23 protein-coding genes are annotated in these 20149 nt (G+C 47.9%); 16 read left to right on the top strand and 7 right to left on the bottom strand.

The features are described 5' to 3' along the window. From mazG to ABNS04_RS01640, 4 genes are all read left to right on the top strand, one after another. Entirely contained in the window at window positions 1-780 is a 780-nt protein-coding gene (gene mazG / locus ABNS04_RS01655; RefSeq protein ID WP_006956065.1) for a nucleoside triphosphate pyrophosphohydrolase, read from the top strand. A gap of 89 nt (window positions 781-869) precedes the next feature. Next, window positions 870-2507: a CTP synthase gene (locus tag ABNS04_RS01650; RefSeq protein ID WP_290613813.1), complete on the top strand. Its 1638-nt coding sequence runs from the start codon at window positions 870-872 to the stop codon at window positions 2505-2507. A gap of 17 nt (window positions 2508-2524) precedes the next feature. Further along, on the top strand, window positions 2525-3817 hold the full coding sequence (gene eno, locus ABNS04_RS01645; RefSeq protein WP_272978067.1) for a phosphopyruvate hydratase: 1293 nt from the start codon (window positions 2525-2527) through the stop codon (window positions 3815-3817). Then, window positions 3771-4445, top strand: a complete 675-nt coding sequence (locus tag ABNS04_RS01640) for a hypothetical protein (protein WP_272978066.1) — start codon at window positions 3771-3773, stop codon at window positions 4443-4445. The genes eno and ABNS04_RS01640 overlap by 47 nt, the downstream gene beginning before the upstream one ends. Here the strand turns inward: ABNS04_RS01640 and ABNS04_RS01635 are convergent. Then, window positions 4442-5248, bottom strand: a complete 807-nt coding sequence (locus ABNS04_RS01635) for a hypothetical protein (protein ID WP_348671169.1) — start codon at window positions 5246-5248, stop codon at window positions 4442-4444. The two genes, ABNS04_RS01640 and ABNS04_RS01635, sit on opposite strands and share 4 nt — an antisense overlap. An 86-nt stretch (window positions 5249-5334) precedes the next feature. On the opposite strand from ABNS04_RS01635, the gene ABNS04_RS01630 reads away from it, so the two are divergent. Together ABNS04_RS01630 and ABNS04_RS01625 are read left to right on the top strand one after the other, a co-directional pair. Beyond that, complete coding sequence (locus tag ABNS04_RS01630) at window positions 5335-5991, top strand: Fe2+-dependent dioxygenase (RefSeq protein WP_006956057.1); 657 nt, start codon at window positions 5335-5337, stop codon at window positions 5989-5991. Window positions 5992-6058: 67 nt separating this feature from the next. Next, window positions 6059-7390: a GGDEF domain-containing protein gene (locus tag ABNS04_RS01625; RefSeq protein WP_272978064.1), complete on the top strand. Its 1332-nt coding sequence runs from the start codon at window positions 6059-6061 to the stop codon at window positions 7388-7390. On the opposite strand, the gene ABNS04_RS01620 is transcribed toward ABNS04_RS01625, so the two are convergent. Together ABNS04_RS01620 and ABNS04_RS01615 are read right to left on the bottom strand one after the other, a co-directional pair. Next, on the bottom strand, window positions 7387-8049 hold the full coding sequence (locus tag ABNS04_RS01620) for an SdpI family protein (protein ID WP_272978063.1): 663 nt from the start codon (window positions 8047-8049) through the stop codon (window positions 7387-7389). The two genes, ABNS04_RS01625 and ABNS04_RS01620, sit on opposite strands and share 4 nt — an antisense overlap. Further along, window positions 8046-8321, bottom strand: a complete 276-nt coding sequence (locus ABNS04_RS01615) for an autorepressor SdpR family transcription factor (protein ID WP_006956050.1) — start codon at window positions 8319-8321, stop codon at window positions 8046-8048. Before ABNS04_RS01615 ends, ABNS04_RS01620 begins: the two co-directional genes overlap by 4 nt. Before the next feature lie 99 nt (window positions 8322-8420). On the opposite strand from ABNS04_RS01615, the gene ABNS04_RS01610 reads away from it, so the two are divergent. Then, window positions 8421-8957 (top strand): GNAT family N-acetyltransferase, encoded by a 537-nt coding sequence (locus ABNS04_RS01610; protein WP_272978062.1) that lies wholly within the window; start codon window positions 8421-8423, stop codon window positions 8955-8957. Here the strand turns inward: ABNS04_RS01610 and ABNS04_RS01605 are convergent. The 3 genes from ABNS04_RS01605 to ABNS04_RS01595 are packed head-to-tail and all read right to left on the bottom strand — an operon-like array spanning window position 8954 to window position 11030. Continuing rightward, window positions 8954-9949, bottom strand: coding sequence for a branched-chain amino acid aminotransferase (locus ABNS04_RS01605; protein ID WP_272978061.1), 996 nt, complete (start codon window positions 9947-9949; stop codon window positions 8954-8956). The two genes, ABNS04_RS01610 and ABNS04_RS01605, sit on opposite strands and share 4 nt — an antisense overlap. Before the next feature lie 58 nt (window positions 9950-10007). Continuing rightward, window positions 10008-10295, bottom strand: a complete 288-nt coding sequence (locus ABNS04_RS01600; RefSeq protein WP_272978060.1) for a hypothetical protein — start codon at window positions 10293-10295, stop codon at window positions 10008-10010. Window positions 10296-10301: 6 nt separating this feature from the next. Then, window positions 10302-11030 (bottom strand): sulfite exporter TauE/SafE family protein, encoded by a 729-nt coding sequence (locus ABNS04_RS01595; RefSeq protein ID WP_272978059.1) that lies wholly within the window; start codon window positions 11028-11030, stop codon window positions 10302-10304. A 76-nt stretch (window positions 11031-11106) separates the two neighbouring features. Here ABNS04_RS01595 and ftsB point away from each other — a divergent pair, with 76 nt between their 5' ends. The 9 genes from ftsB (at window position 11107) to rpoS (ending at window position 17573) form a co-directional block, all read left to right on the top strand. Next, window positions 11107-11394, top strand: a complete 288-nt coding sequence (gene ftsB / locus ABNS04_RS01590; RefSeq protein ID WP_006956042.1) for a cell division protein FtsB — start codon at window positions 11107-11109, stop codon at window positions 11392-11394. 1 nt (window position 11395) lies between these two features. Continuing rightward, window positions 11396-12100, top strand: coding sequence for a 2-C-methyl-D-erythritol 4-phosphate cytidylyltransferase (ispD, locus tag ABNS04_RS01585; RefSeq protein ID WP_287830959.1), 705 nt, complete (start codon window positions 11396-11398; stop codon window positions 12098-12100). Continuing rightward, a complete protein-coding gene (gene ispF, locus ABNS04_RS01580) occupies window positions 12100-12585 on the top strand; it encodes a 2-C-methyl-D-erythritol 2,4-cyclodiphosphate synthase (RefSeq protein WP_272978079.1) in 486 nt (161 codons plus the stop codon). The genes ispD and ispF overlap by 1 nt, the downstream gene beginning before the upstream one ends. Further along, window positions 12582-13643 carry a tRNA pseudouridine(13) synthase TruD gene (locus ABNS04_RS01575; RefSeq protein WP_272978056.1) on the top strand — a complete coding sequence of 354 codons (1062 nt, stop codon included), beginning with the start codon at window positions 12582-12584 and terminating at the stop codon, window positions 13641-13643. Before ispF ends, ABNS04_RS01575 begins: the two co-directional genes overlap by 4 nt. Then, window positions 13621-14382, top strand: coding sequence for a 5'/3'-nucleotidase SurE (surE, locus tag ABNS04_RS01570; protein ID WP_006956038.1), 762 nt, complete (start codon window positions 13621-13623; stop codon window positions 14380-14382). Before ABNS04_RS01575 ends, surE begins: the two co-directional genes overlap by 23 nt. Before the next feature lie 13 nt (window positions 14383-14395). Further along, window positions 14396-15010 (top strand): protein-L-isoaspartate(D-aspartate) O-methyltransferase, encoded by a 615-nt coding sequence (locus ABNS04_RS01565; RefSeq protein ID WP_165477456.1) that lies wholly within the window; start codon window positions 14396-14398, stop codon window positions 15008-15010. Next, window positions 15007-15594, top strand: coding sequence for a YqaA family protein (locus ABNS04_RS01560; protein WP_006956036.1), 588 nt, complete (start codon window positions 15007-15009; stop codon window positions 15592-15594). Before ABNS04_RS01565 ends, ABNS04_RS01560 begins: the two co-directional genes overlap by 4 nt. Before the next feature lie 13 nt (window positions 15595-15607). After that, a complete protein-coding gene (locus tag ABNS04_RS01555; RefSeq protein WP_006956035.1) occupies window positions 15608-16501 on the top strand; it encodes a peptidoglycan DD-metalloendopeptidase family protein in 894 nt (297 codons plus the stop codon). A 70-nt stretch (window positions 16502-16571) separates the two neighbouring features. After that, window positions 16572-17573 (top strand): RNA polymerase sigma factor RpoS, encoded by a 1002-nt coding sequence (gene rpoS / locus ABNS04_RS01550; RefSeq protein WP_006956034.1) that lies wholly within the window; start codon window positions 16572-16574, stop codon window positions 17571-17573. Here the strand turns inward: rpoS and mutS are convergent. Continuing rightward, window positions 17570-20131, bottom strand: a complete 2562-nt coding sequence (gene mutS, locus ABNS04_RS01545; protein ID WP_286681809.1) for a DNA mismatch repair protein MutS — start codon at window positions 20129-20131, stop codon at window positions 17570-17572. The two genes, rpoS and mutS, sit on opposite strands and share 4 nt — an antisense overlap. Between the last annotated feature and the right edge of the window lie 18 nt (window positions 20132-20149).

Genomic DNA, 20149 nt, shown 5'->3' with positions numbered 1-20149 from the left:
ATGCAAGCAGTGGGTATCGAGGCGCTCAAACAGGTTATGCAGCAGCTACGCGACAAACAACACGGCTGTCCGTGGGACCTCAAACAAACTTTTGAGTCGTTGCTACCCTATACCATCGAAGAAACCTATGAGGTGGTCGACGCGATCAATGGGGGCGACCGCGCAGCGATGAAAGATGAACTCGGTGACTTACTGTTTCAAGTCGTATTTTATGCGCAACTTGGTGAGGAAGAGGGAAGCTTTGATTTTGAGGCTATTGCTCAGCATACCGCCGATAAACTGATACGCCGCCATCCTCATGTGTTCGAGCAAACCGACGGTGCTTTATCCGATGCCGAGATAAAGCAGCAGTGGGAAGCGATAAAGCAACAAGAGCGTAAAAGCCAGCAAGCAGAAACTGTCTTTAAAGACATTCCGAGTCAGTTACCGAGTGTGCTAAAAGCCGCTAAGCTTCAAAAGCGAGCGGCTTCTGTCGGCTTCGACTGGACGGAAGAAGAACCCATTTATGCAAAGGTTTATGAAGAGATCGATGAGGTTCGCACTGCCGAAAACGATGACCACCTGGAAGAAGAAATCGGTGATTTATTATTTGCGGTGATTAACCTTGCTCGCCATAAGCAGGTGAACCCAGAACGTGCGCTTCAGAGAGCGAACAATAAATTTGTGCAGCGCTTTCAAGCGATTGAAGCGATGCTAAGCGCCCGTAAACAAGCGGCGGACGAACTGAGTTTGGACCAACTTGAAGCACTTTGGCAAGAGGTAAAATCGGCGCAAAAGTGATGCTTTTATTTGTAGAAATGGGTGCGCTTAGGTATACTATTTTCCCGTCTTAAGAAATCCCTACATTGACCTGACCAACTGGGTAACACATGGCGACAAATTATATTTTCGTAACCGGCGGCGTTGTATCCTCGCTGGGGAAAGGTATTGCTGCAGCTTCACTGGCTGCGATTCTTGAAGCACGGGGCCTGAATGTCACCATTCTAAAGCTCGACCCTTACATTAACGTCGATCCAGGCACGATGAGCCCGATCCAACACGGTGAAGTTTTCGTCACCGTCGATGGCGCAGAAACAGACCTCGATTTGGGTCATTATGAGCGTTTCATCCGTACCCGCATGACCAGTCATAATAACTTTACTGCGGGGCGCGTTTACGAGGACATTATCCGTCGTGAGCGAAAAGGTGAATTCCTCGGCGCGACCATTCAGGTCATCCCACATATCACCAATGAAATTAAACGTCGCATTATTGAAGGCGGTAAAGGCTCGGATATCGCAATTATTGAAATCGGCGGCACCGTGGGTGATATCGAATCACAACCTTTCTTAGAAGCGATTCGCCAACTTGGCACTGAAGTCGGCCGTGATCACACCTTGTTTATGCATTTGACGTTAGTGCCTTTCTTGGGTGCTGCGGGCGAGGTAAAAACCAAGCCCACGCAACACTCCGTGAAAGAGCTGCGCTCGATCGGTATTCAGCCGGATGTTTTAGTCTGTCGTTCGGATCGTTCGCTGCCACCTTCAGAGCGTTCAAAAATCGCGCTTTTCACCAATGTCGAGGAGAAAGCGGTCATTGGTCTGCGTGATGTCGATAGTATCTATAAGATCCCATCGATGCTTAAGTCGCAAGGACTCGATGAGATCGTGACACATCGCTTCCGTCTTGATTGCCCAGAGGCTGATTTGAGCGAATGGGAGCAAGTACTGTATCAAGAATCGAATCCTAACGGCGAAGTGACCGTCGGTTTTGTTGGTAAGTATGTTGAATTACCGGATGCGTATAAATCGGTTAATGAAGCCCTTGCCCATGCAGGTTTAAAAAACCGTCTTACGGTTAATATTCGCTATATTGATGCACAAGACATCGAAACCAAAGGCACCAGTAAGTTAGCTGATGTCGACGCTATTTTAGTGCCTGGTGGTTTTGGTGATCGGGGTATCGATGGCAAGCTAAAAGCCGCGCAGTATGCGCGTGAAAATAATATTCCGTATTTAGGTATTTGCTTAGGTATGCAAGTCGCGCTTATCGAGTACGCACGTAACGTGGCTGGCCTGAAAGACGCAAATAGCACTGAGTTTGAACCGGATTGTAAACAACCGGTGGTGGGTTTGATTACCGAGTGGATGGACGCCAACGGTCAAAAAGAGCTGCGCGATGAGAGTTCTGACTTAGGTGGCACGATGCGTTTAGGCGCACAGGAATGTCATTTAGAGAAAGGCTCGAAAGCAAGCAAGATGTACGGTGCTGAAGTGATCGAAGAACGTCACCGCCATCGCTACGAAGTCAACAATAACTACATCGAAGCGTTAGAAAAAGCGGGCTTAAAGTTTTCGGGCTTCTCGCATGATAAGCGTCTTGTTGAAGTGGTTGAGATTCCTGAACACCGCTGGTTTATTGCGGTTCAATTTCACCCTGAATTTACTTCGACACCGCGCGACGGTCATGGCTTATTTAAAGGCTTTATCGAGGCCGCTGGTCAGTTTAATAAAGAGCGTTTAGGTTAATTAATAAGGATTTTATAATGAGCACAATTACCCGTATTGTTGCGCGTGAGATTATGGATTCGCGTGGTAACCCGACGGTAGAAGCAGACGTTTATTTAGAGTCAGGCCACATGGGTCGCGCTGCCGCACCCAGCGGTGCTTCAACAGGTTCACGAGAGGCGCTTGAGTTGCGTGACGGTGATAAAAACCGTTACTTAGGTAAGGGTGTTGAGCAAGCGGTTGCCAATATTAATGGCGCGATTGCTGAAGCTTTGCGTGGCGCTGAAGCGGTTAACCAAAACGCGATTGACGAAATTATGTTGCGCTTAGATGGCACCGATAATAAAGAAAAGCTTGGTGCTAACGCTATTTTGGCTGTTTCTTTGGCCGTCGCCAAAGCAGCAGCGGCCTATAAAAACATGCCGTTGTACCAGCATATTGCTGAACTCAACAATACGCCTGAGACATACAGCATGCCACTACCGATGATGAACATCCTCAACGGTGGTGAACACGCGGACAATAACGTCGATATTCAAGAGTTCATGATTCAGCCGGTTGGCGCGTCAAGCTTTAAAGAAGGCTTGCGTATGGGGGCTGAAATCTTCCATGCGCTGAAAAAAGTGCTTCAGCAGCGTGGTTTGAGCACTGCAGTGGGCGACGAAGGTGGTTTCGCGCCGAACTTAGGCTCTAACGAAGAAGCTCTACAAGTGATCGTCGAAGCCGTTGAAAAAGCAGGCTACCGCATGGGTGATGACGTAACGCTTGCATTGGACTGTGCTGCATCTGAGTTCTACAAAGACGGTCAGTACAATCTGAGCGGAGAAGGCAAGTCCTTTGATGCCGAAGGATTCGCCAGCTATCTTGCTGAGTTATGTGATCGTTATCCGATTATTTCCATTGAAGACGGTTTAGACGAGTCCGACTGGGATGGTTGGAAAGTGTTGACTGAAAAGCTAGGTGACCGTGTACAGTTGGTGGGTGATGACCTGTTCGTGACTAACACGCGTATCTTGCAAGAAGGTATCGACAAGGGTATCGCAAATTCAATTTTGATTAAATTTAATCAGATTGGTAGTCTGACAGAAACTTTGGCAGCGATCGAGATGGCGCGTAAAGCAGGTTACACTGCGGTTATCAGTCACCGTTCGGGTGAGACTGAAGACGCAACCATTGCAGATTTAGCAGTTGGCACAGCCGCCGGTCAAATTAAAACCGGCTCGCTTTGCCGTTCGGATCGTGTAGCCAAATACAATCAATTGCTACGCATTGAAGGTGAGTTGGATGGCAAAGCGCCATACCGCGGTCGACAAGAAGTCAAAGCTGGATAATTCGCAGGCCGACATTTTTCAGCCGATAGCAGAGCACAGCGATATCGCTGAGCTCTGCTCAGCTTTGTATGAAAGAACATTAATACAACTCTCACAAGAAGAGCTAGATGCCGGCTTATTGCGCCGACGTTTAGCGAGCCTTCCATTTTACGTGCGCCATGCCGCACACGGTTCATTGCAAGCGGCACAGCACAGTCCGTTACAACTCGACGCACAGAACGCCAGTTGGCAAGCGCCTCAGGCAACAACATGTCCAACGGGAACAGGCACCGCGCAAAAGCAACATGCGTGGTTTAAACAGCATGCGGCACTCGGGCTCGTGGTTCCCGTGCGCTACGAAACGAGTGAGTTTAAGACGATTGTGCTTGATAGTATTGACCGCGTCGATAGTAAGCATCATCGTGTGCATTTAAACTATCAGGGGTGGTTTAGCTTTAGCGGTGAGGGTGAGTCATCTGATTTAACCTTGCTGAAGCCGACCAAACGTATTATGACCGCTGCCTGTTGCGGTCATCAATGGAATCATCGGGGGCGAATTAACCCCCGAACGCTCACCTTACGCGAACTATTGCTGGTAGCCACTCTAGACTGGCGTCAGTTTAAAGTGGCACTCAAAATCGCGCGTTAAATGCCATTCGCTTCCATTTCGATGCGTGACGCCGCACCGTAAATCAGGCTTGCATCACCTTCGAGCTCACCCTCAGGTGTGGTGGTTGGCCAAAGCTCGTCAAGCCCCTGAATAACCTTACGCGTTTCTGCGATAGCCTCTTCGACACCTGCTCGTTGTGCTTCAGACAACGCATCGAGACGGCTCAACGCGATTTGCTGAAATCCATATGCGTCTTGAAACTCATGCACATTGACCACCTGGTTTTGTTTGATACCAATGGCGTACTCATCGGCTGAGGTGAGTAACATGCTGGCGATACTTTTTAGTACTTCGGCTGCGGTCATTGATGCCAAAGGTTCGTTAGCCGCAATAGCGTCTTTCAATGCGGCGTAGTTTTCCATTACGACGGCCTTATCGGCATCATTATTGACGCTATCGGCTAAATCGCTCAATGGTTTTGCGAAGCCCGGTAGGTCGCGTGCTTCAAAGGCACTTACTAAGCCCGCGTAGAGCTCATCACCGGGGTGTTTCATATGGGTCTTCGCCATCTCTAGATGACCTTGCTCATATAGCTTCATGCCGACCCATAAATGACCACGTATTAAACCAAGTTGCGCTAAAAACGCTGAATCATTGGTGGTTAAATCCACGCTTACAGCGCCTTCACCTTCGCCTTCCATCATTGGACCCGGCGCAGTGAGTAATGTGGCGGGGGCTAGGCTGGTATGTGGGCTGGTTGTCGCAACGGCACCTTGACTGATGACCATCGAGGCACCAATCGCCGAACTCACCGCAATCCAACTCTTGCGTTTTTCTCTCATCATGGAATCCTTGTTTTTGCTCAATGTTATTTCAGTTATAATCTCAAAAATGATAACTATTCGCAAATAAAAGGTATGTTCTCAATATGATTATCCACTTACAGCAAGTCATCGATAAACCCACCATTGATGTAATTAACGAGAAACTTGCTCAGCATACCTTCACTGATGGCAAATTATCCGCGGGGGCAGGGGCTAAATCTGTTAAAAACAATCAGCAATTGAGTGTTGACCAAAAGGCGCAAGGACTGGTTGATTTTACGCTTCAGCGCATGCTGAGAAACCCCTGGGTGGAGGCTGCTTTACGTCCGAAAACAATTGCACGAAGCATGATCAATCGCTATCAAAATGAGCAAAGTTACGGTGTTCATGTGGATGACGCACTCATGAATCAAGCGCGCACCGATATCTCTTTTACACTCTCGTTATCGGCGCTTGACGAGTATCAAGGTGGTGCATTAACGATAGACGAACATAGTGGTGAGCGAAGCTGGCGCTTAGATGCGGGGGATGTGCTGATCTATCCAAGTCACTTTTTGCATCAGGTAGAGCCTGTGACAGCAGGTCAACGCACTGCGTTAGTTGGTTGGTGTCAGAGTTGGGTGAGAGATGCTCAGCAACGCGCCTTACTGTTTGATATGCAGCAAGCCGTCATGCAGGAGTTTGAGGCCAAGGGACGCAGTGAACAATACCTTCTGCTCTCTAAAAGCTATCAAAACCTGTTGCGAATGTGGATGGATTAATTATGAATTCACGATACAATGCGCTTTATTAGCTAGCCTAACTGATTGTGATTAAGGATATTTGCTGTTGCTAGATAGGTTTAAAGGATTACAACTTAATTTTCTTCATGGTTTGTTAGTCGTTGTATTTTTGGTCGGCATCGCCTGTGTTGAGTGGGTCATTAATTTAACCTCATCGCAGTATCAGCAGCTTAAAAGTAACCGAGCAACGACTGAATTAGTTGGTATTCGCTCTCAAATGGAGCAATTGTTTGGTGAAGCGTCTCGTGCAGCCTTTGCATTTTCTTCCTATTTCTCTGTGCAGCCTGTCACTGAACCGGTTAACACGCGCTTACTCGCGGTGTCTATTCTTAAAGAAAGTCCTGTGGTCAAACGAGTATCCGTTTGGCGTAACCAAGACTTATTGTTTGCCTATCCAATAACGCCGGCTATGACGTTATGGACAAGCCAAGCACCCAAGCAATACGATCTCACATCCCCAGTTGCACAGTTATTTGAAAACTATCAAGTTTCCTCCCCACGTTTATTAGAAAATGGTGCACTGGCGTTAGATGTGACATTACCAATCTATACTCGACACTTCACTTTCTCAGGATTTTACTGGGGTTCGGTACGGCTATTGGTCGATATATCAGAAATCATGCGACGCGTTCGTGAAGGGAGCGCTGCGGACTACGAGCTTGCGTTAAGTCGCGCTTCGGTCGAAAAGCTGGGTGAGGAGGTTTTTCTCGGCAATCCTGATATTTTAAACACGGCGGATGCGACGGCTGAACTTGATGTGTTTAATGAAACTTGGCAGATCCATGCGCGCGCAAAACACACGAATACAAAAGTCAGTGGCATGGGTTGGCTGCGCTTCTTCGGTTACGCCGGGGTCATTGTACTTGCCGCCGTCATCGCGCTACTGAGCCGCAGTTATCGTGCGTTGCATCAACAAGCACAAACGGATGTTTTGACAGGATTACTCAATCGAAGAGCGCTAACGCAACGTTTTAAGTCGTTAGCATTGCGCAATGATAAGCCATTAGAAGTCATTTATATTGATTTGAATAAGTTTAAACCTATTAATGACCGGTACGGGCATGCGGTCGGCGATAAGTTTCTCATGCATGTTGCGTCAATATTGAACATCTACGTGAATGCCAAGGAAGCCGGGCGTATCGGTGGTGATGAATTTGTCGTGTTACGTCCTCTAAAAACGAGTGAGCTTGGTAACAGCGATAGTGTTAAAGACATCGTTGAACACTTGCGTGAGCACCCTTTTGTGTTTGAGAAGGGCGAGTTAACCATTCACGCCAGTGTTGGCCGTGCGGAGTTCCCGGCTGAGGGACGCTCGCTTGAAGAACTCCTGCACGTAGCTGATGAACGCATGTATGAAGATAAAAATAAAAATGCTTAGTCTTCGTTATCGCCCGAGTGTAGTCGTCGGTATATAACGAACGAGTAAACTGTGGGCACAAGTGCAAGCACAACAATGAGCCCGATGAGCATAGTTGGTGGCATAGGCCACCAGGCTTTCGACACTAGTATCGCGCCAATAATGACAAAACAGTAACTTCCCAAACGGTGGGTTTTATACCAGACTTCATCGCTGGCTAACGTCCAAGGCGTGCGAATACCAATAAAGAAGTTCTTCCGCAGCTTACCTAAGTAATTACCCAAACAGATAAATAAGACGCCGACACCGACAACGATGATTGTTGGTAACTCAAGTTCAGCTCCGAGCGCAACACTCAGTTGGACTACTTGAATCAGCAAAATAAAGCCTAGCATCAAGTTGGTAATTAAGCCGACAGTCGTGCGGAAACTATTTATTTTGTAGCCTTTGGGAGAAAGCACATGCAGGCATTCCATGAGCGCCCAAAGTCCGACCATAATCAGTGTCATCAGCCAGGCGCCAAGAGGTTTTGACTGATAGGCATCGATTTCACCTTCAAAGTTCCAGTGACTGGGGATTTCCTGCGGTAGCTGGTTGTAGAGCGCGCCCACAAAAACGGCACTTAATACAATCAGCAACCAGCTAATCCAACGATGCTTCCAAGGGAGCGTAAAGGTCATGAGTCCTCCTTGTGAGAAAATAGACCAAATAAGATCGCCATTACCTCTTCGGCGACTGAACTATTAAGCGAATATATGAGCTGCTGTCCGCGGCGCTCGCGGCGCACTAACTCGGCACTCAGCAATAACGCTAGATGATGTGAGAGAGAGGCTTTAGTAATTGAAAACTCCTCACTCAGCTCACCCGCACTTTTGGAGCCAGAGCGCAATACACGAAGAATATCTCTGCGAGTGCCGTCGGCAAGCGCTTTGAATACCAGTTGTTGTTTCATTATGAAGATATTACCGTTAGTTAGATATTTAGATAATAGTCTAAATATCTAAAGTTGCAAGTTTGAGTTATGCTAATAACCCATGATTAAGGACGTGCTATGAAACTAATTTCGACTTGGCAAACAGAAAGGCTTGTGATTAGACCGCTTAAAGGGACGGATGCGGAGTTTATATTAACATTACTCAATGAACCTGAATTCATTAAACAAATTGCTGATAAGCAGGTTAGAACCATTGATAACGCCGTCAACTATATTGAAACAGGGCCGCAAATGCAGTACCGGCACTATGATTTAGGCCTGATGTTGATGGTGCGTAAGCAGGATGGTAAACCGATAGGATTAATGGGGCTGTTAAAGCGTGACTTTCTCGATCACCCAGATATCGGATATGCGTTATCAAACGTGTATACAGGACAGGGCTACGCCATTGAAGCAGCACACTCGCTGATGGAGCGCGTAGCTCAGTGTACACGCCTCACGCGTCTGAGTGCCATTTGCAACCCGAGCAACGCCGCTTCGCTAACATTGTTAGATAAACTAGGCTTTATTGAACAAGGCATCATTGAGCTGCCCGACGATGGGCAACCCGTGGTGCTCTTGGAAACCTTTGTTGTGCGCGATGGACGAGGTTAAACGGTAGTTAACCAGTCAAATGAATCTGCTCGTTCACCCCATTGAATCTCATTTAACGCACGACGCAATAATTGCGTTTTGGGGCCTTCTTCGCCGCTGCCGATGGTGATAGTTTGCTCATTGTGAATCAGCGAACCAACGGGGGTCAGCACTGCCGCTGTGCCAGACAACGCCGCTTCGGTAGCCGGCTTTTGTGCACGGTCGAGGAGTTCATCAACTGACAAGGCACGCTCACTCACCTTCATGCCCATGTCTTTAGCGAGTGTCAGAATTGAGTCACGGGTAATACCGTGTAAGAAACTGCTATCCAAATCTTTGGTAATAACCTCATCACCGTCGATGAGTAAGAAGTTGGCAGCGCCTGTTTCCTGCACATCCCCATTTGGGCAAAACAGTACTTGGTCAGCATCGTATTGGGCGCGTGCTTGCATAATTGGATTTAATGCACTGGCGTAGTTACCACCACTTTTAATCATACCCATATGTGGTGCACAACGCATGCCGTCAGTTTCAATCAACAGTTTTAGCGGACGCGTGCCGCCGGCAAAATAGTCGCCCACCGGCGATAACAACACATACAGCAACGACTGAGTTGCTGGGCTGGCTGCTTTACCAATCGCGGGCTCGGTGCCGATATGCGTTGGACGTATATACATGGAGCCTGGCGGGTTAGGTACTTCGTTTTTAAAATGCTTTACGATATCAACGATCATATGCTCAAGGAGCGTCGTATCGATCTCGGGTAAAGCCAGCAATTTACTGCTCTGACGCATGCGTTTGATATTTTGATCAAGCCTGAAAATATGAACCGAACCATCAGCATGCTTGAACGCTTTTAATCCTTCAAAGCAGGTACTAGCGTAATGCAAAGCATGTGCACCAGGATGCAAAGACAAGCTATTCGCAGTACTTATTTGAGGGGAATGCCATTGCCCATCCTGGTATTCTGCAATACTCATTTCAGGCATGAAAACGGTGCCAAAAGCGGCCATATGAGACTCCTTTACATTAAAATCGCGGCTAGTTTAACACGAAAGCTACGTAATTTAGCTAAGAAGGGTTTCTTTTCAAGTACCAAATGGCGATGGGAATTTCCATCAGTGCGTAAGTAATCAGGGTATACCAAAACCAATTTAATGAGCCTCCAAATAATAAAAATGGATAGCCCAGCCCCATGTATTTCCAGCCTACAATTACAAGCGCGAAGGCAATAGCACTGGCGCTTGCGAGTGCCAACTTGCCCATCGATTTACCCGCAACTCTTGGAAAAACGTGCAGATAACACATCAATAGAATCGCAAGATTCAACAACACAACTAAAAGTTCAGCGGGTAACATTTCGACTTAAGTACTCCATATCGCCTGAAATAAAACGGATACGCCGGATAATAACATTAATCCTAACGTCAGTCGTTTAAACTGCTGCTCAACGACAAATCGTTGAAGATAATGCCCAAATAGGGCGCCTAACATTGCGCAAGGTACCATTGCCAGAAGGAGCGTGAGGTGGGAGCGCTGGTAGACACCTTGCGTACTAAAGGTCAGCACGTTAGCAATAGCAATGACTAAAAAGAACAATGCCAAAGTGGCCCGAAAGGTTGTTTTATCAACCTTTGCATTAGCAAGAAATAAGATGATGGGTGGGCCACCTAGCGTCATGAGTCCGTTTAGTATTCCCGATGTAGCGCCGACTCCGACATGACCGGGGCGATGATTAAAAGTCGGTAAATTGCGGCCACTCACCAACACAGCTACGACTGTTAAGATGAGCAACCCTAACAGCCATTGGATTGCTCGTTCGTTGACCTCGACCAAGAGCAGGCTGCCAACAATGGAAAACGCAAATCCCGCCCCGAGTAACCAAAGCCACTGACGGGGATGCGCGGCGTCTCGGTTCTTGTAATAGATAATTGCGCTTAAAAATACGTTCACGATCGACAACGTGGGTGTAATGGTCGTCATGGGTAAAAACAGCACTAACAAAGGCACACTCACAAGGCCAGAGCCAAAGCCGCTGATCCCCTGTAAGGTGGTGGCAAAGAAAATAATCACTGCAGCATAGATATATTCCAAAAAAACACCTCAATGGCTTTGCATACTCAGTTTTAGACTTCATAATGGCACTAATACATGTTTCCCAGAGCACTTTATGCGAATTGTCATTATTTTGCTGGTTGGCGTATTAGCAGCGCTACAATACCGTCTTTGGTTTGGTAAGAACAGCTTGCCAGACTATTGGCGCTTGCAACAAGAAGTGCAACATCAACGCAAAGCGAATGACAACTTGGCGCGGCGTAACGAAGTGCTTTACGCGGATATTAAAGACTTACGTGAGGGCGAAGACGCGCTGGAAGAGCGCGCGCGCAACGAACTCGGTATGATAAAAAAAGAAGAAGTGTTTTTCCGTCTTGTGCACCCGAGGAGGCTTGAGCAGTAATATGTCATCTTCGTCGGGGATTAAGCTCGCGGCCGTCGTTCCCGCAGCAGGTACCGGGAGCCGGATGCAAAGCGAGCAACCTAAGCAATTTATTGAGATCCAATCTCAACCAATACTCTCTCACACGCTCGCTGCGATTCAGCGTGCCCCTCAAGTGCAACGCGTTTTCGTTGCTGTTAACCCAACGGCTATCAACCTATATCCGCACTGGCCTGAGGCGGTTGAAACGGTTTCCGGCGGCGAGTCGCGCGCTGAATCTGTGCTGATGGGTCTAAAAGAGGCCGCACGACAAGGTTTTAGTCATGCGTTAGTACATGATGCAGCACGACCTTGTTTGCCATTAAGCGTCTTACTGGACGTAATTGAACAAGGCACATTACAAGATCAAGGCGCTATCGTGGCGTTGCCGGTACGCGATACCTTGAAGCGGGCGCAAGCCGATAGTTTGGCGATAAGCAGCACGGTTTCCCGTGAGCGATTGTGGCAAGCGCAAACGCCTCAGGTGTTTGCGATTAAGCCTTTGATAGCGGCGATTAACAAGATGGGCGTCGCTCATCCAGGCCTAACCGATGAAGCGTCAGCGATGGAGTTCGCTGGCTATCAACCGCGATTGGTCATGGGCTCATATAAAAATATCAAAGTGACCTTCCCGGAAGATATCGAGTTGGTCAGTTACTATTTAAACGAAGAGATTAATCACTCATGATGAATATTCGTGTTGGTCATGGCTATGACGTGCACCGCTGGGGCGCAGAGAATAAGCCCTTAATGCTAGGTGGTGTTGAAGTGCCGCACGCTGATGGTCTTTTGGCACACTCAGACGGTGATGTTGTGCTTCACGCAATTAGTGACGCAGTGCTAGGCGCATTGGGGCTAGGTGATATTGGTCGTCACTTTCCCGACACCGATGACCAATTTGCGGGCGCAGACAGTGGTGGGCTACTGACTCATATTATGCAGTTGGCTGCCTCACGTAAATTTGTTGTAGGAAATATCGACGTTACTATCGTGGCACAGCAGCCTAAAATGGCACCTCACATCGACGCGATGAGACAACGTATTGCGAATCTACTGGATGTAGCGAGTGATGCGGTGAATGTGAAAGCGACAACGACGGAAAAGCTAGGTTTTGTGGGTCGGAATGAAGGTATAGCGTGCCATGCAGTGGTATTAATGGCGGGTCAGTCATGAGTCAGTTAGATGCGGCAATTAACCCAGTTAGGCTCAATTCAAAACGCACGCAAGCACAGTTTAAACTTCACCCCGAAGACTTTGTCGTGACCGAACGACTTGATGTCGCGGACGACGGAGAGGGTGAACATCAGTGGTTGTGGATTCGTAAGCGGGGTGCCAATACGCAGTTTGTTGCGCGTCAGCTTGCCCGATTTGCCGATACCTCACCTAAAAACGTCAGTTATGCGGGTTTAAAAGACCGTAACGCAGTTACTGAGCAATGGTTTTCGGTGCAATTGCCGGGGCAAGAGACATTAGATTGGCAACAGCTCAACAATGAAGAATTCCAAGTCCTGAAGGTGATTCGTCGACAAAAGAAGCTCAAGCTCGGCTTACATGAAGCGAATCAGTTTAAGATCCGCTTGCGTGATGTTGTCGATAAGGGACTGTTTGAGCAAAACTGGAATTCGCTTGTGACCGACGGCACGCTTAACTATTTTGGCCCGCAACGATTCGGTCATGACCAGAATAACTTAACTCGTGGATTCGAATGGCTGCGAGCGGGTGGCAGCAACAAACGTGTGAAAAAGCCAGAGCAAAGCCGGTTGTTGTCCTCTGTACGCTCATTCCTATTCAACCAAATAGCGTCTTCACGCTATCAGCAGTACGGTTTTGAAACGCTTGCAGGTGACTGTGTGATGCTATCCGGGTCACAATCAGTTTTTCATGTTGAGCAGTGGGATGATGAGCTGAAACAGCGTCTTACCACTGGCGATATTCAGTTGACGGCTGGTCAACCCGGCTGGGTTTCTAAGCCGCTCATTTCTGGGGAAGCTGAGCAGTTTGAAACCGACTGTGTAAGTCCGTGGGCTGACATTATTGACTGTTTAGCGTCAAAAAAGGTTAAAGCCAGCCGCCGTGCTATGCGTCTTAAACCGACTGACCCTGAGTTATGTTGGGATGGTAGCGATGCGGTTATTTATTTTGAATTACCTAAAGGCAGTTTTGCAACTGCGTGTATTAGTGAACTAATTGATTTGTCGGTGACTGAAAATGATGAAGATTCTGTTGAGTAATGATGACGGCGTTCATGCGCCCGGTATTCACGCGCTGTATCAAGCCTTAAAATCTATTGCTGAGGTCCGCGTGATAGCACCAGATAGAAATTGTAGTGGTGCGAGTAATTCACTGACCCTGCATAATCCACTGCGTCTGCAACAGCTTGATAATGGCTTTTACTCGCTCAATGGCACGCCGACTGATTGTGTCCATATTGGCACCAACTCGCCGTTTGCCGAAGAGGTTGATTTAGTGGTTTCAGGCATTAATGACGGACCTAATATGGGCGACGATGTGTTTTATTCAGGTACAGTGGCTGCTGCAATGGAAGGGCGGTTTAAAGGTCTGCCTGCCATTGCCGTGTCGATGGGGGGACGCGGACATGACTACTATGATACGGCGGCGCAAGTCGTTGCCGAGTTGGTTGAAAGTATGGAATCGAAGCCTCTTCAGTTAGATACCGTGCTCAATGTTAATGTTCCTTACGGACCTTATAATGATATTAAAGGCACACGAGTAACTCGGTTAGGCCGTCGACACCGCGCTGAAACCATGGTGCGTGATCGTGATCCCTTTGGTCGTGAGATCTTCTGGTATGGGCCCATCGGTCATCATTTAGATGATGCGCCAGACACTGATTTTGCAGCCATTCATGAGGGCTATGTATCGATTACACCATTAAGTCTGGATATGACCGCAAAACGTCATCAAGACACATTAGATCAATGGTTAGCGGAACGGGAAGATGCTCAATAGAAATCACTCAGGGATGGCGAAGCGATTAGTACAAACATTATTGCAAGCAGGTATTACTAATCAACGTGTGCTGGATGTCATTCAGGCGACACCGCGAGAGCGATTTATGCCGGAGTCGCTTGCCCATAAAGCGTATGAAAACACTGCGTTGCCCATCGGGAATGGACAAACGATATCGCAACCATTGATGGTGGCAACAATGACACAGTTGCTGATTCAACATCATTGCCAACACGTGTTAGAGATCGGCACGGGTTCAGGCTATCAAACTGCGATACTGGCGCAATTAGTCGATCAGGTTTTTAGCGTAGAGCGTATCGGCCAGCTGCAGTATCAGGCTAAGCGCCGGTTACGTAGTCTCGATATCCACAATGTCTCGATGCGCCACGGTGACGGATGGGAAGGTTGGACAAGTAAGGCACCATTTGATGGCATCATCGTCACCGCCGCAGCGAGTGAATTGCCGAGTGCATTGCTCGAGCAACTCGCTGATGGAGGGGTGTTGATCATTCCTGTGGGTGAAACTAAGCAAACTCTAACGGTTGTAAGGCGTTTTGGCGACGAATTCGAACAGCAGCGTATTGGTGATGTGCGGTTTGTGCCTTTAGTTAAAGGAGCGACTCAGTGAAGCTATTTACCAAGATGTACGACGCTGTGCTGCGCTGGTCTCAGCATACTCATGCGCAATGGATCCTGGCGGCGTTGAGTTTTTCCGAAGCTATTTTTTTTCCGATCCCCCCGGATGTGATGTTAGCGCCTATGGCCATGACACAGCCTAAGCGGGCATTCAGATTTGCGGGAATAACAACACTGACTTCAGTGTTGGGTGGCTGTGTTGGGTTTGTGCTTGGTATGTGGGCCTATGACGCTGCGGTTTTACCGTTTGTCGAATTGATGGGCTATGAGGATAAATTAGCAACCATCGTTAATTGGTTCGAACATTATGGTATTTGGGTTGTTTTTCTCGCGGGCTTCTCACCTATCCCCTACAAGCTATTTACAGTGAGCGCCGGTATGCTGAGTATGGCTTTTTTACCGTTTTTACTCGCCTCAGCAGTGAGTCGGGGATTACGGTTTTACCTAGTTGCTTGGCTGCTACGCTGGGGAGGCCCTGAAATGGCGATCAAACTGAGGACGTATGTTGATCGCATCGGTTGGGCTACCGTTATTATCGCTATTCTTGTAATCTTGATTGTTAAACTCATGTCTTAAGGATCGGCTATTCATGACCCTGTATAAGGTGTTGACTTTGAGTCTAGTTGGCGCACAGTTAATTGTCGCTGGCTGTTCGTCACGTTCTGCACCCGCGCCCGTGGAGACACTTTATACGGGTAAAACGTATCAGGATTATGAAGCCGATAGCCTCGCGCAAGCTAAGCAGTACCAGGTTCAGAGCGGGGAAACGCTGTATTCAATTGCTTTTCGCGCCAGCATGGATGTTAACCAGCTGGCGCGTATTAATGACATCGCCGAACCTTACACTATATTTCCGGGACAAATGCTGCGTTTAGATGTGCCCAGCCCCAAAACTACTAGTTCTAAGAAACCGTCATCAGAGAATCAAAAAGATATAACGCAAACCGTTGCCAAGCCTGATACGAAAGAGTATGTTCAAAATACATACAGTAAAAAAACGATTGAAAAACAAAATCCTAAAACAAATGTTAAGGAGCGTGTGGTTGCTAAACCGAGGCGAGAAGAACGTCAGTCGGTTGTCTCACGCCCAGACACGATGTCAGTTAAGAACAAAGACATCCAATGGCGTTGGCCCGTTACGCAAAAAATTATACGTGATTTTTCGCTAGCCGAGCGAGGTAACAAAGGGTTGGATTTTGCAGGCCAAAAAGGTGATGCAGTTCATGCCGCCGCTGCGGGAAAAGTCGTGTACGTAGGAAGTGGCCTGAGAGGCTATGGCAATTTAATCATTCTGAAACATAACGATGATTTTATTACTGCCTACGCACACAACGAAAAAATTTTAGTTACTGAGCAACAGTGGGTCGATGTCGGACAGCCAATTGCAGAAATGGGCGATTCAGGAACCACGCGTGTTATGTTGCACTTTGAAGTGCGTTATCGCGGCAAATCAGTCAACCCGAGACACTACCTACCCAACTAGGTAAGTAGGCTGCTCGGCCTTGACTGATACACGTTGAGGTCTGTATGCAGAGTAGTGCAAGGGGAACGTCATGAGTAGTAAGCGTAAAAGCGAAATTGAAGATGACATGAAGGAAGTCGATGTGTTGGAGGAAGGGGAAGTCGATCCTTCAACATTATCTGATGATGTGCGTGATAATTCAGAAGAGGAACAGGCGCTCGAAGAAGCGTTGGTTAGCTCGGGTCAATATCAGCGTAAAATGGACGCTACGCAAATATATCTCAGCGAGATAGGTTTTTCCCCTCTATTAACTGCAGAAGAAGAAATTTTTTATTCTCGAAGAGCCCTTAAAGGTGATATTGCTGCACGTAAGCGTATGATCGAAAGTAATTTACGCTTGGTGGTTAAAATTGCTCGACGCTACTGTAATCGAGGTTTAGCGTTATTAGATCTCGTCGAGGAGGGCAATTTGGGGCTTATTCGAGCAGTCGAGAAATTTGATCCTGAGCGGGGATTTCGCTTTTCAACCTATGCGACGTGGTGGATCCGGCAAACGATCGAACGCGCGATTATGAATCAAACACGGACCATTCGTTTACCCATACATGTGGTTAAAGAACTGAATGTGTATTTGCGCGCGGCGCGCGAGCTCGCTCACAAGCTCGACCATGAGCCGACCGCTGAAGATATCGCAGCCAGTTTAAATAAGCCGGTCGAAGACATCACTAAAATGTTGAGACTCAATGAACGTGTGACATCGGTTGATACACCCATCGGTGGCGACAATGATAAAGCACTGCTTGATATTCTGACTGATGAGGCTGATGATGGGCCTGAAGGCGTTTTACAAGACGGTGATTTAAAAGAGCGCATCACTGAATGGTTGGATGCACTCAATCCAAAACAAAAGGAAGTGTTAGCGCGTCGCTTCGGCCTATTGGGTTATGAACCGTCGACGCTTGAAGATGTCGGTCATGAAATAGGCTTAACCCGCGAACGTGTGCGACAGATCCAGGTTGAGGCGTTACGCAAACTACGCGACTTCTTGCGTCAACAGGGGCTCACGCTTGAAGCGCTATTTACTGGGCATTAATGCTTTTTTCGTTGTTCATTGAGCCACATCAGCGCTTGCATTGGTGTCATCTGATCTAAGTCAAGCGCTTCTAACGCCTCACGTAGGGGGTCTACAGTCGGCTCCGGTGTCGTCGTCTCGGAGAGAGGTATTTCCATCTGTGGGCTATTAGGCTGCTGCTCTAATTCCGTGAGTTTTCGCTTAGCCCGCTCGATTACATTATTGGGTACGCCGGCTAACTTAGCCACCTGCAAGCCGAAACTACGGTTGGCCGAACCTTCCGCTACGGTGTGTAAAAACACGATGTGATCGTTATGTTCTTGCGCTTCGACGTGCACGTTACAGCTGTTCTCCAAACGTTCAGCAAGCTCAGTCAACTCAAAATAATGTGTGGCAAATAATGTAAGGCAGTCGAGTTTTGACGCCAATTGTTCAGCCACCGACCAAGCCAACGACAGCCCATCGTAGGTGGACGTACCGCGGCCTATCTCATCCATTAACACCAAGCTTTCCGATGTCGCGTTATGCAAAATATTGGCGGTCTCTGTCATCTCTACCATAAAAGTGGAGCGACCCGATGCGATGTCGTCTGATGCACCAATACGAGTAAATATTCGATCCACAAATCCAATTTCAGCCTCTCGTGCGGGAACAAAACATCCCATGTGCGCGAGGATGACAATGAGCGCTGCCTGACGCATATACGTCGACTTGCCCCCCATGTTTGGACCCGTGATCATCAGTAAGCGCCGCTTATCAGTCATTGCTAAATCATTGGGGATGAATGGCTCATCACTTAATCGTTCGATGACGGGATGGCGCGCTTGTGAGAGTTTTAATAAGCCACTTTGCTCGACGAGTGCAGGTCGACAGTAGTTTTGCTCGACTGCCAGTGTTGCAAATGCACATAGCGTGTCTAGCTCGGCAATCGCCGATGCGCTTTGCTGTAATTCGTCAACAAACGGTAGACAGTGGTCGTATAGCCCATCATATAGCGCTTTTTCACGCGCTAATGACTTGGCTTGGGCGGTAAGTACTTTATCTTCATGCGCCTTTAATTCAGGGATGATATAACGTTCGGCATTTTTTAAAGTTTGTCGACGCTGATACTCGACGGGAACCTGATCTCCGTCGGCTTTTGAAGTTTCTATGAAGTAACCATGCACTTTGTTATAGCCCACTTTCAGTGAACTTATGCCTGTTCTCTCGCGTTCGCGTTGTTCTAATGCATTCAGATAATCAGTTGCACCGGTAGCAAGATCACGCAATTCATCAAGCTCCGCATCATAGCCAGACGCAATTACACCACCATCCCGAATCAGCACGGGAGGCTGTTCGATGATAGCGCGATTGAGTACGTCAAGTAACTCATCAAATGACGCAATACGTTGAGTTAAGTAGCTCAATGCGGGAGCACCACAGTCAGCTTTGAGTTCTGGCAATCTCGCTAAGCTATCACGCAGTCTCGCAAAATCCCGTGGACGTGCGCTACGTAAGCCAATTCGTGCGACGATTCGTTCTATATCAGTGATTGCTTTAAGGTGTTCACGCAGATCGAGATATCGATCGTCTGTCATTAATGCCTCGACTGCGTCATAACGCTGATTGAGTATCCCATGGTCACGCAAAGGACGCTGGAGCCAGCGTTGAAAATTACGGCTACCCATTGCACAGACGGTTTCATCTAGAACCGCCGTAAGGTGAGTCGATTCGCCGTGAGCACTTTGATTCAGTTCTAAGTTTCGACGTGTTGCAGCGTCGAGGATAACGGCATCATCAGTGGGTTCACGTGTAATTGAGCGAATGTGTGGTAAGGCTGCACGTTGGGTGTCTTGCACATAATGCATGACAGCGCCGGCACTACCGAGTATCGGTTCCTGTTGATTAAACCCAAAGCCGGCTAAGTGGCGGGTCGCAAACTGCTGTGTTAAAAGTTTAAATGCAGTGTCGGCGTCAAATTCCCAAGGCGAACGTTTTCTGCAACGGCAATGTGCCAAAGGTAGCTGCGCTAAGCTCATTCCCTCGGGATAGAGTAATTCTGCGGGCTGTAGTCTTTGTAACTCGGCGGCTAACTGCTCGCGAGATTGTGGCTCACTAAGCCAAAAACGACCGCTGCTCAGCTCTAGCGTCGCGAGTGAAAAGCTCGATTTAAGCTCGCAAATAGCTGACAATAGATTCTGTTGTTTATCATTGAGTAGCGATTCATCAGTAATGGTTCCTGGCGTGAGGATACGCACTACTTTTCGTTCGACAGGACCTTTACTGGTTGCAGGGTCTCCCACTTGTTCGCAAATTGCGACCGATTCACCGCGGGTGACTAAACGCGCCAAGTAGTTTTCAACCGCATGGTAGGGCACACCTGCCATCGGGATAGGTTCGCCATTGCTTGCCCCTCGTTTAGTCAACGAAATGTCGAGCAATTGCGCCGCACGTTTAGCGTCATCATAAAATAATTCGTAAAAGTCACCCATCCGATAGAACAGCAACATATCGGGGTGTTCTGCTTTGATTCTTAGATACTGTTGCATCATCGGCGTGTGCGCCTGAATGCTCTGTTCAGAGGTCGGTGAGACTGGCATACTATGATTATCTTTATT

This window comes from uncultured Idiomarina sp. (assembly GCF_964010655.1).
GTDB lineage: Bacteria > Pseudomonadota > Gammaproteobacteria > Enterobacterales > Alteromonadaceae > Idiomarina > Idiomarina baltica.
This window is presented reverse-complemented; position numbering and strand designations above follow the sequence as displayed.

Bases quoted from the DNA above. Each gene is read 5' to 3' on its own strand.
- ABNS04_RS01555 (WP_006956035.1), top strand. From the start codon at position 15,608: ATGACCCTGTATAAGGTGTTGACTTTGAGTCTAGTTGGCGCACAGTTA.
- ABNS04_RS01565 (WP_165477456.1), top strand. From the start codon at position 14,396: ATGGCGAAGCGATTAGTACAAACATTATTGCAAGCAGGTATTACTAAT.
- ispF (WP_272978079.1), top strand. From the start codon at position 12,100: ATGAATATTCGTGTTGGTCATGGCTATGACGTGCACCGCTGGGGCGCA.
- ftsB (WP_006956042.1), top strand. From the start codon at position 11,107: ATGCGAATTGTCATTATTTTGCTGGTTGGCGTATTAGCAGCGCTACAA.
- ABNS04_RS01600 (WP_272978060.1), bottom strand. From the start codon at position 10,295: ATGTTACCCGCTGAACTTTTAGTTGTGTTGTTGAATCTTGCGATTCTA.
- ispD (WP_287830959.1), top strand. From the start codon at position 11,396: ATGTCATCTTCGTCGGGGATTAAGCTCGCGGCCGTCGTTCCCGCAGCA.
- ABNS04_RS01615 (WP_006956050.1), bottom strand. From the start codon at position 8,321: ATGAAACAACAACTGGTATTCAAAGCGCTTGCCGACGGCACTCGCAGA.
- ABNS04_RS01575 (WP_272978056.1), top strand. From the start codon at position 12,582: ATGAGTCAGTTAGATGCGGCAATTAACCCAGTTAGGCTCAATTCAAAA.
- mutS (WP_286681809.1), bottom strand. From the start codon at position 20,131: ATGCCAGTCTCACCGACCTCTGAACAGAGCATTCAGGCGCACACGCCG.
- eno (WP_272978067.1), top strand. From the start codon at position 2,525: ATGAGCACAATTACCCGTATTGTTGCGCGTGAGATTATGGATTCGCGT.
- surE (WP_006956038.1), top strand. From the start codon at position 13,621: ATGATGAAGATTCTGTTGAGTAATGATGACGGCGTTCATGCGCCCGGT.
- rpoS (WP_006956034.1), top strand. From the start codon at position 16,572: ATGAGTAGTAAGCGTAAAAGCGAAATTGAAGATGACATGAAGGAAGTC.
- ABNS04_RS01635 (WP_348671169.1), bottom strand. From the start codon at position 5,248: ATGAGAGAAAAACGCAAGAGTTGGATTGCGGTGAGTTCGGCGATTGGT.
- ABNS04_RS01620 (WP_272978063.1), bottom strand. From the start codon at position 8,049: ATGACCTTTACGCTCCCTTGGAAGCATCGTTGGATTAGCTGGTTGCTG.
- mazG (WP_006956065.1), top strand. From the start codon at position 1: ATGCAAGCAGTGGGTATCGAGGCGCTCAAACAGGTTATGCAGCAGCTA.
- ABNS04_RS01650 (WP_290613813.1), top strand. From the start codon at position 870: ATGGCGACAAATTATATTTTCGTAACCGGCGGCGTTGTATCCTCGCTG.
- ABNS04_RS01610 (WP_272978062.1), top strand. From the start codon at position 8,421: ATGAAACTAATTTCGACTTGGCAAACAGAAAGGCTTGTGATTAGACCG.
- ABNS04_RS01630 (WP_006956057.1), top strand. From the start codon at position 5,335: ATGATTATCCACTTACAGCAAGTCATCGATAAACCCACCATTGATGTA.
- ABNS04_RS01640 (WP_272978066.1), top strand. From the start codon at position 3,771: ATGGCAAAGCGCCATACCGCGGTCGACAAGAAGTCAAAGCTGGATAAT.
- ABNS04_RS01605 (WP_272978061.1), bottom strand. From the start codon at position 9,949: ATGGCCGCTTTTGGCACCGTTTTCATGCCTGAAATGAGTATTGCAGAA.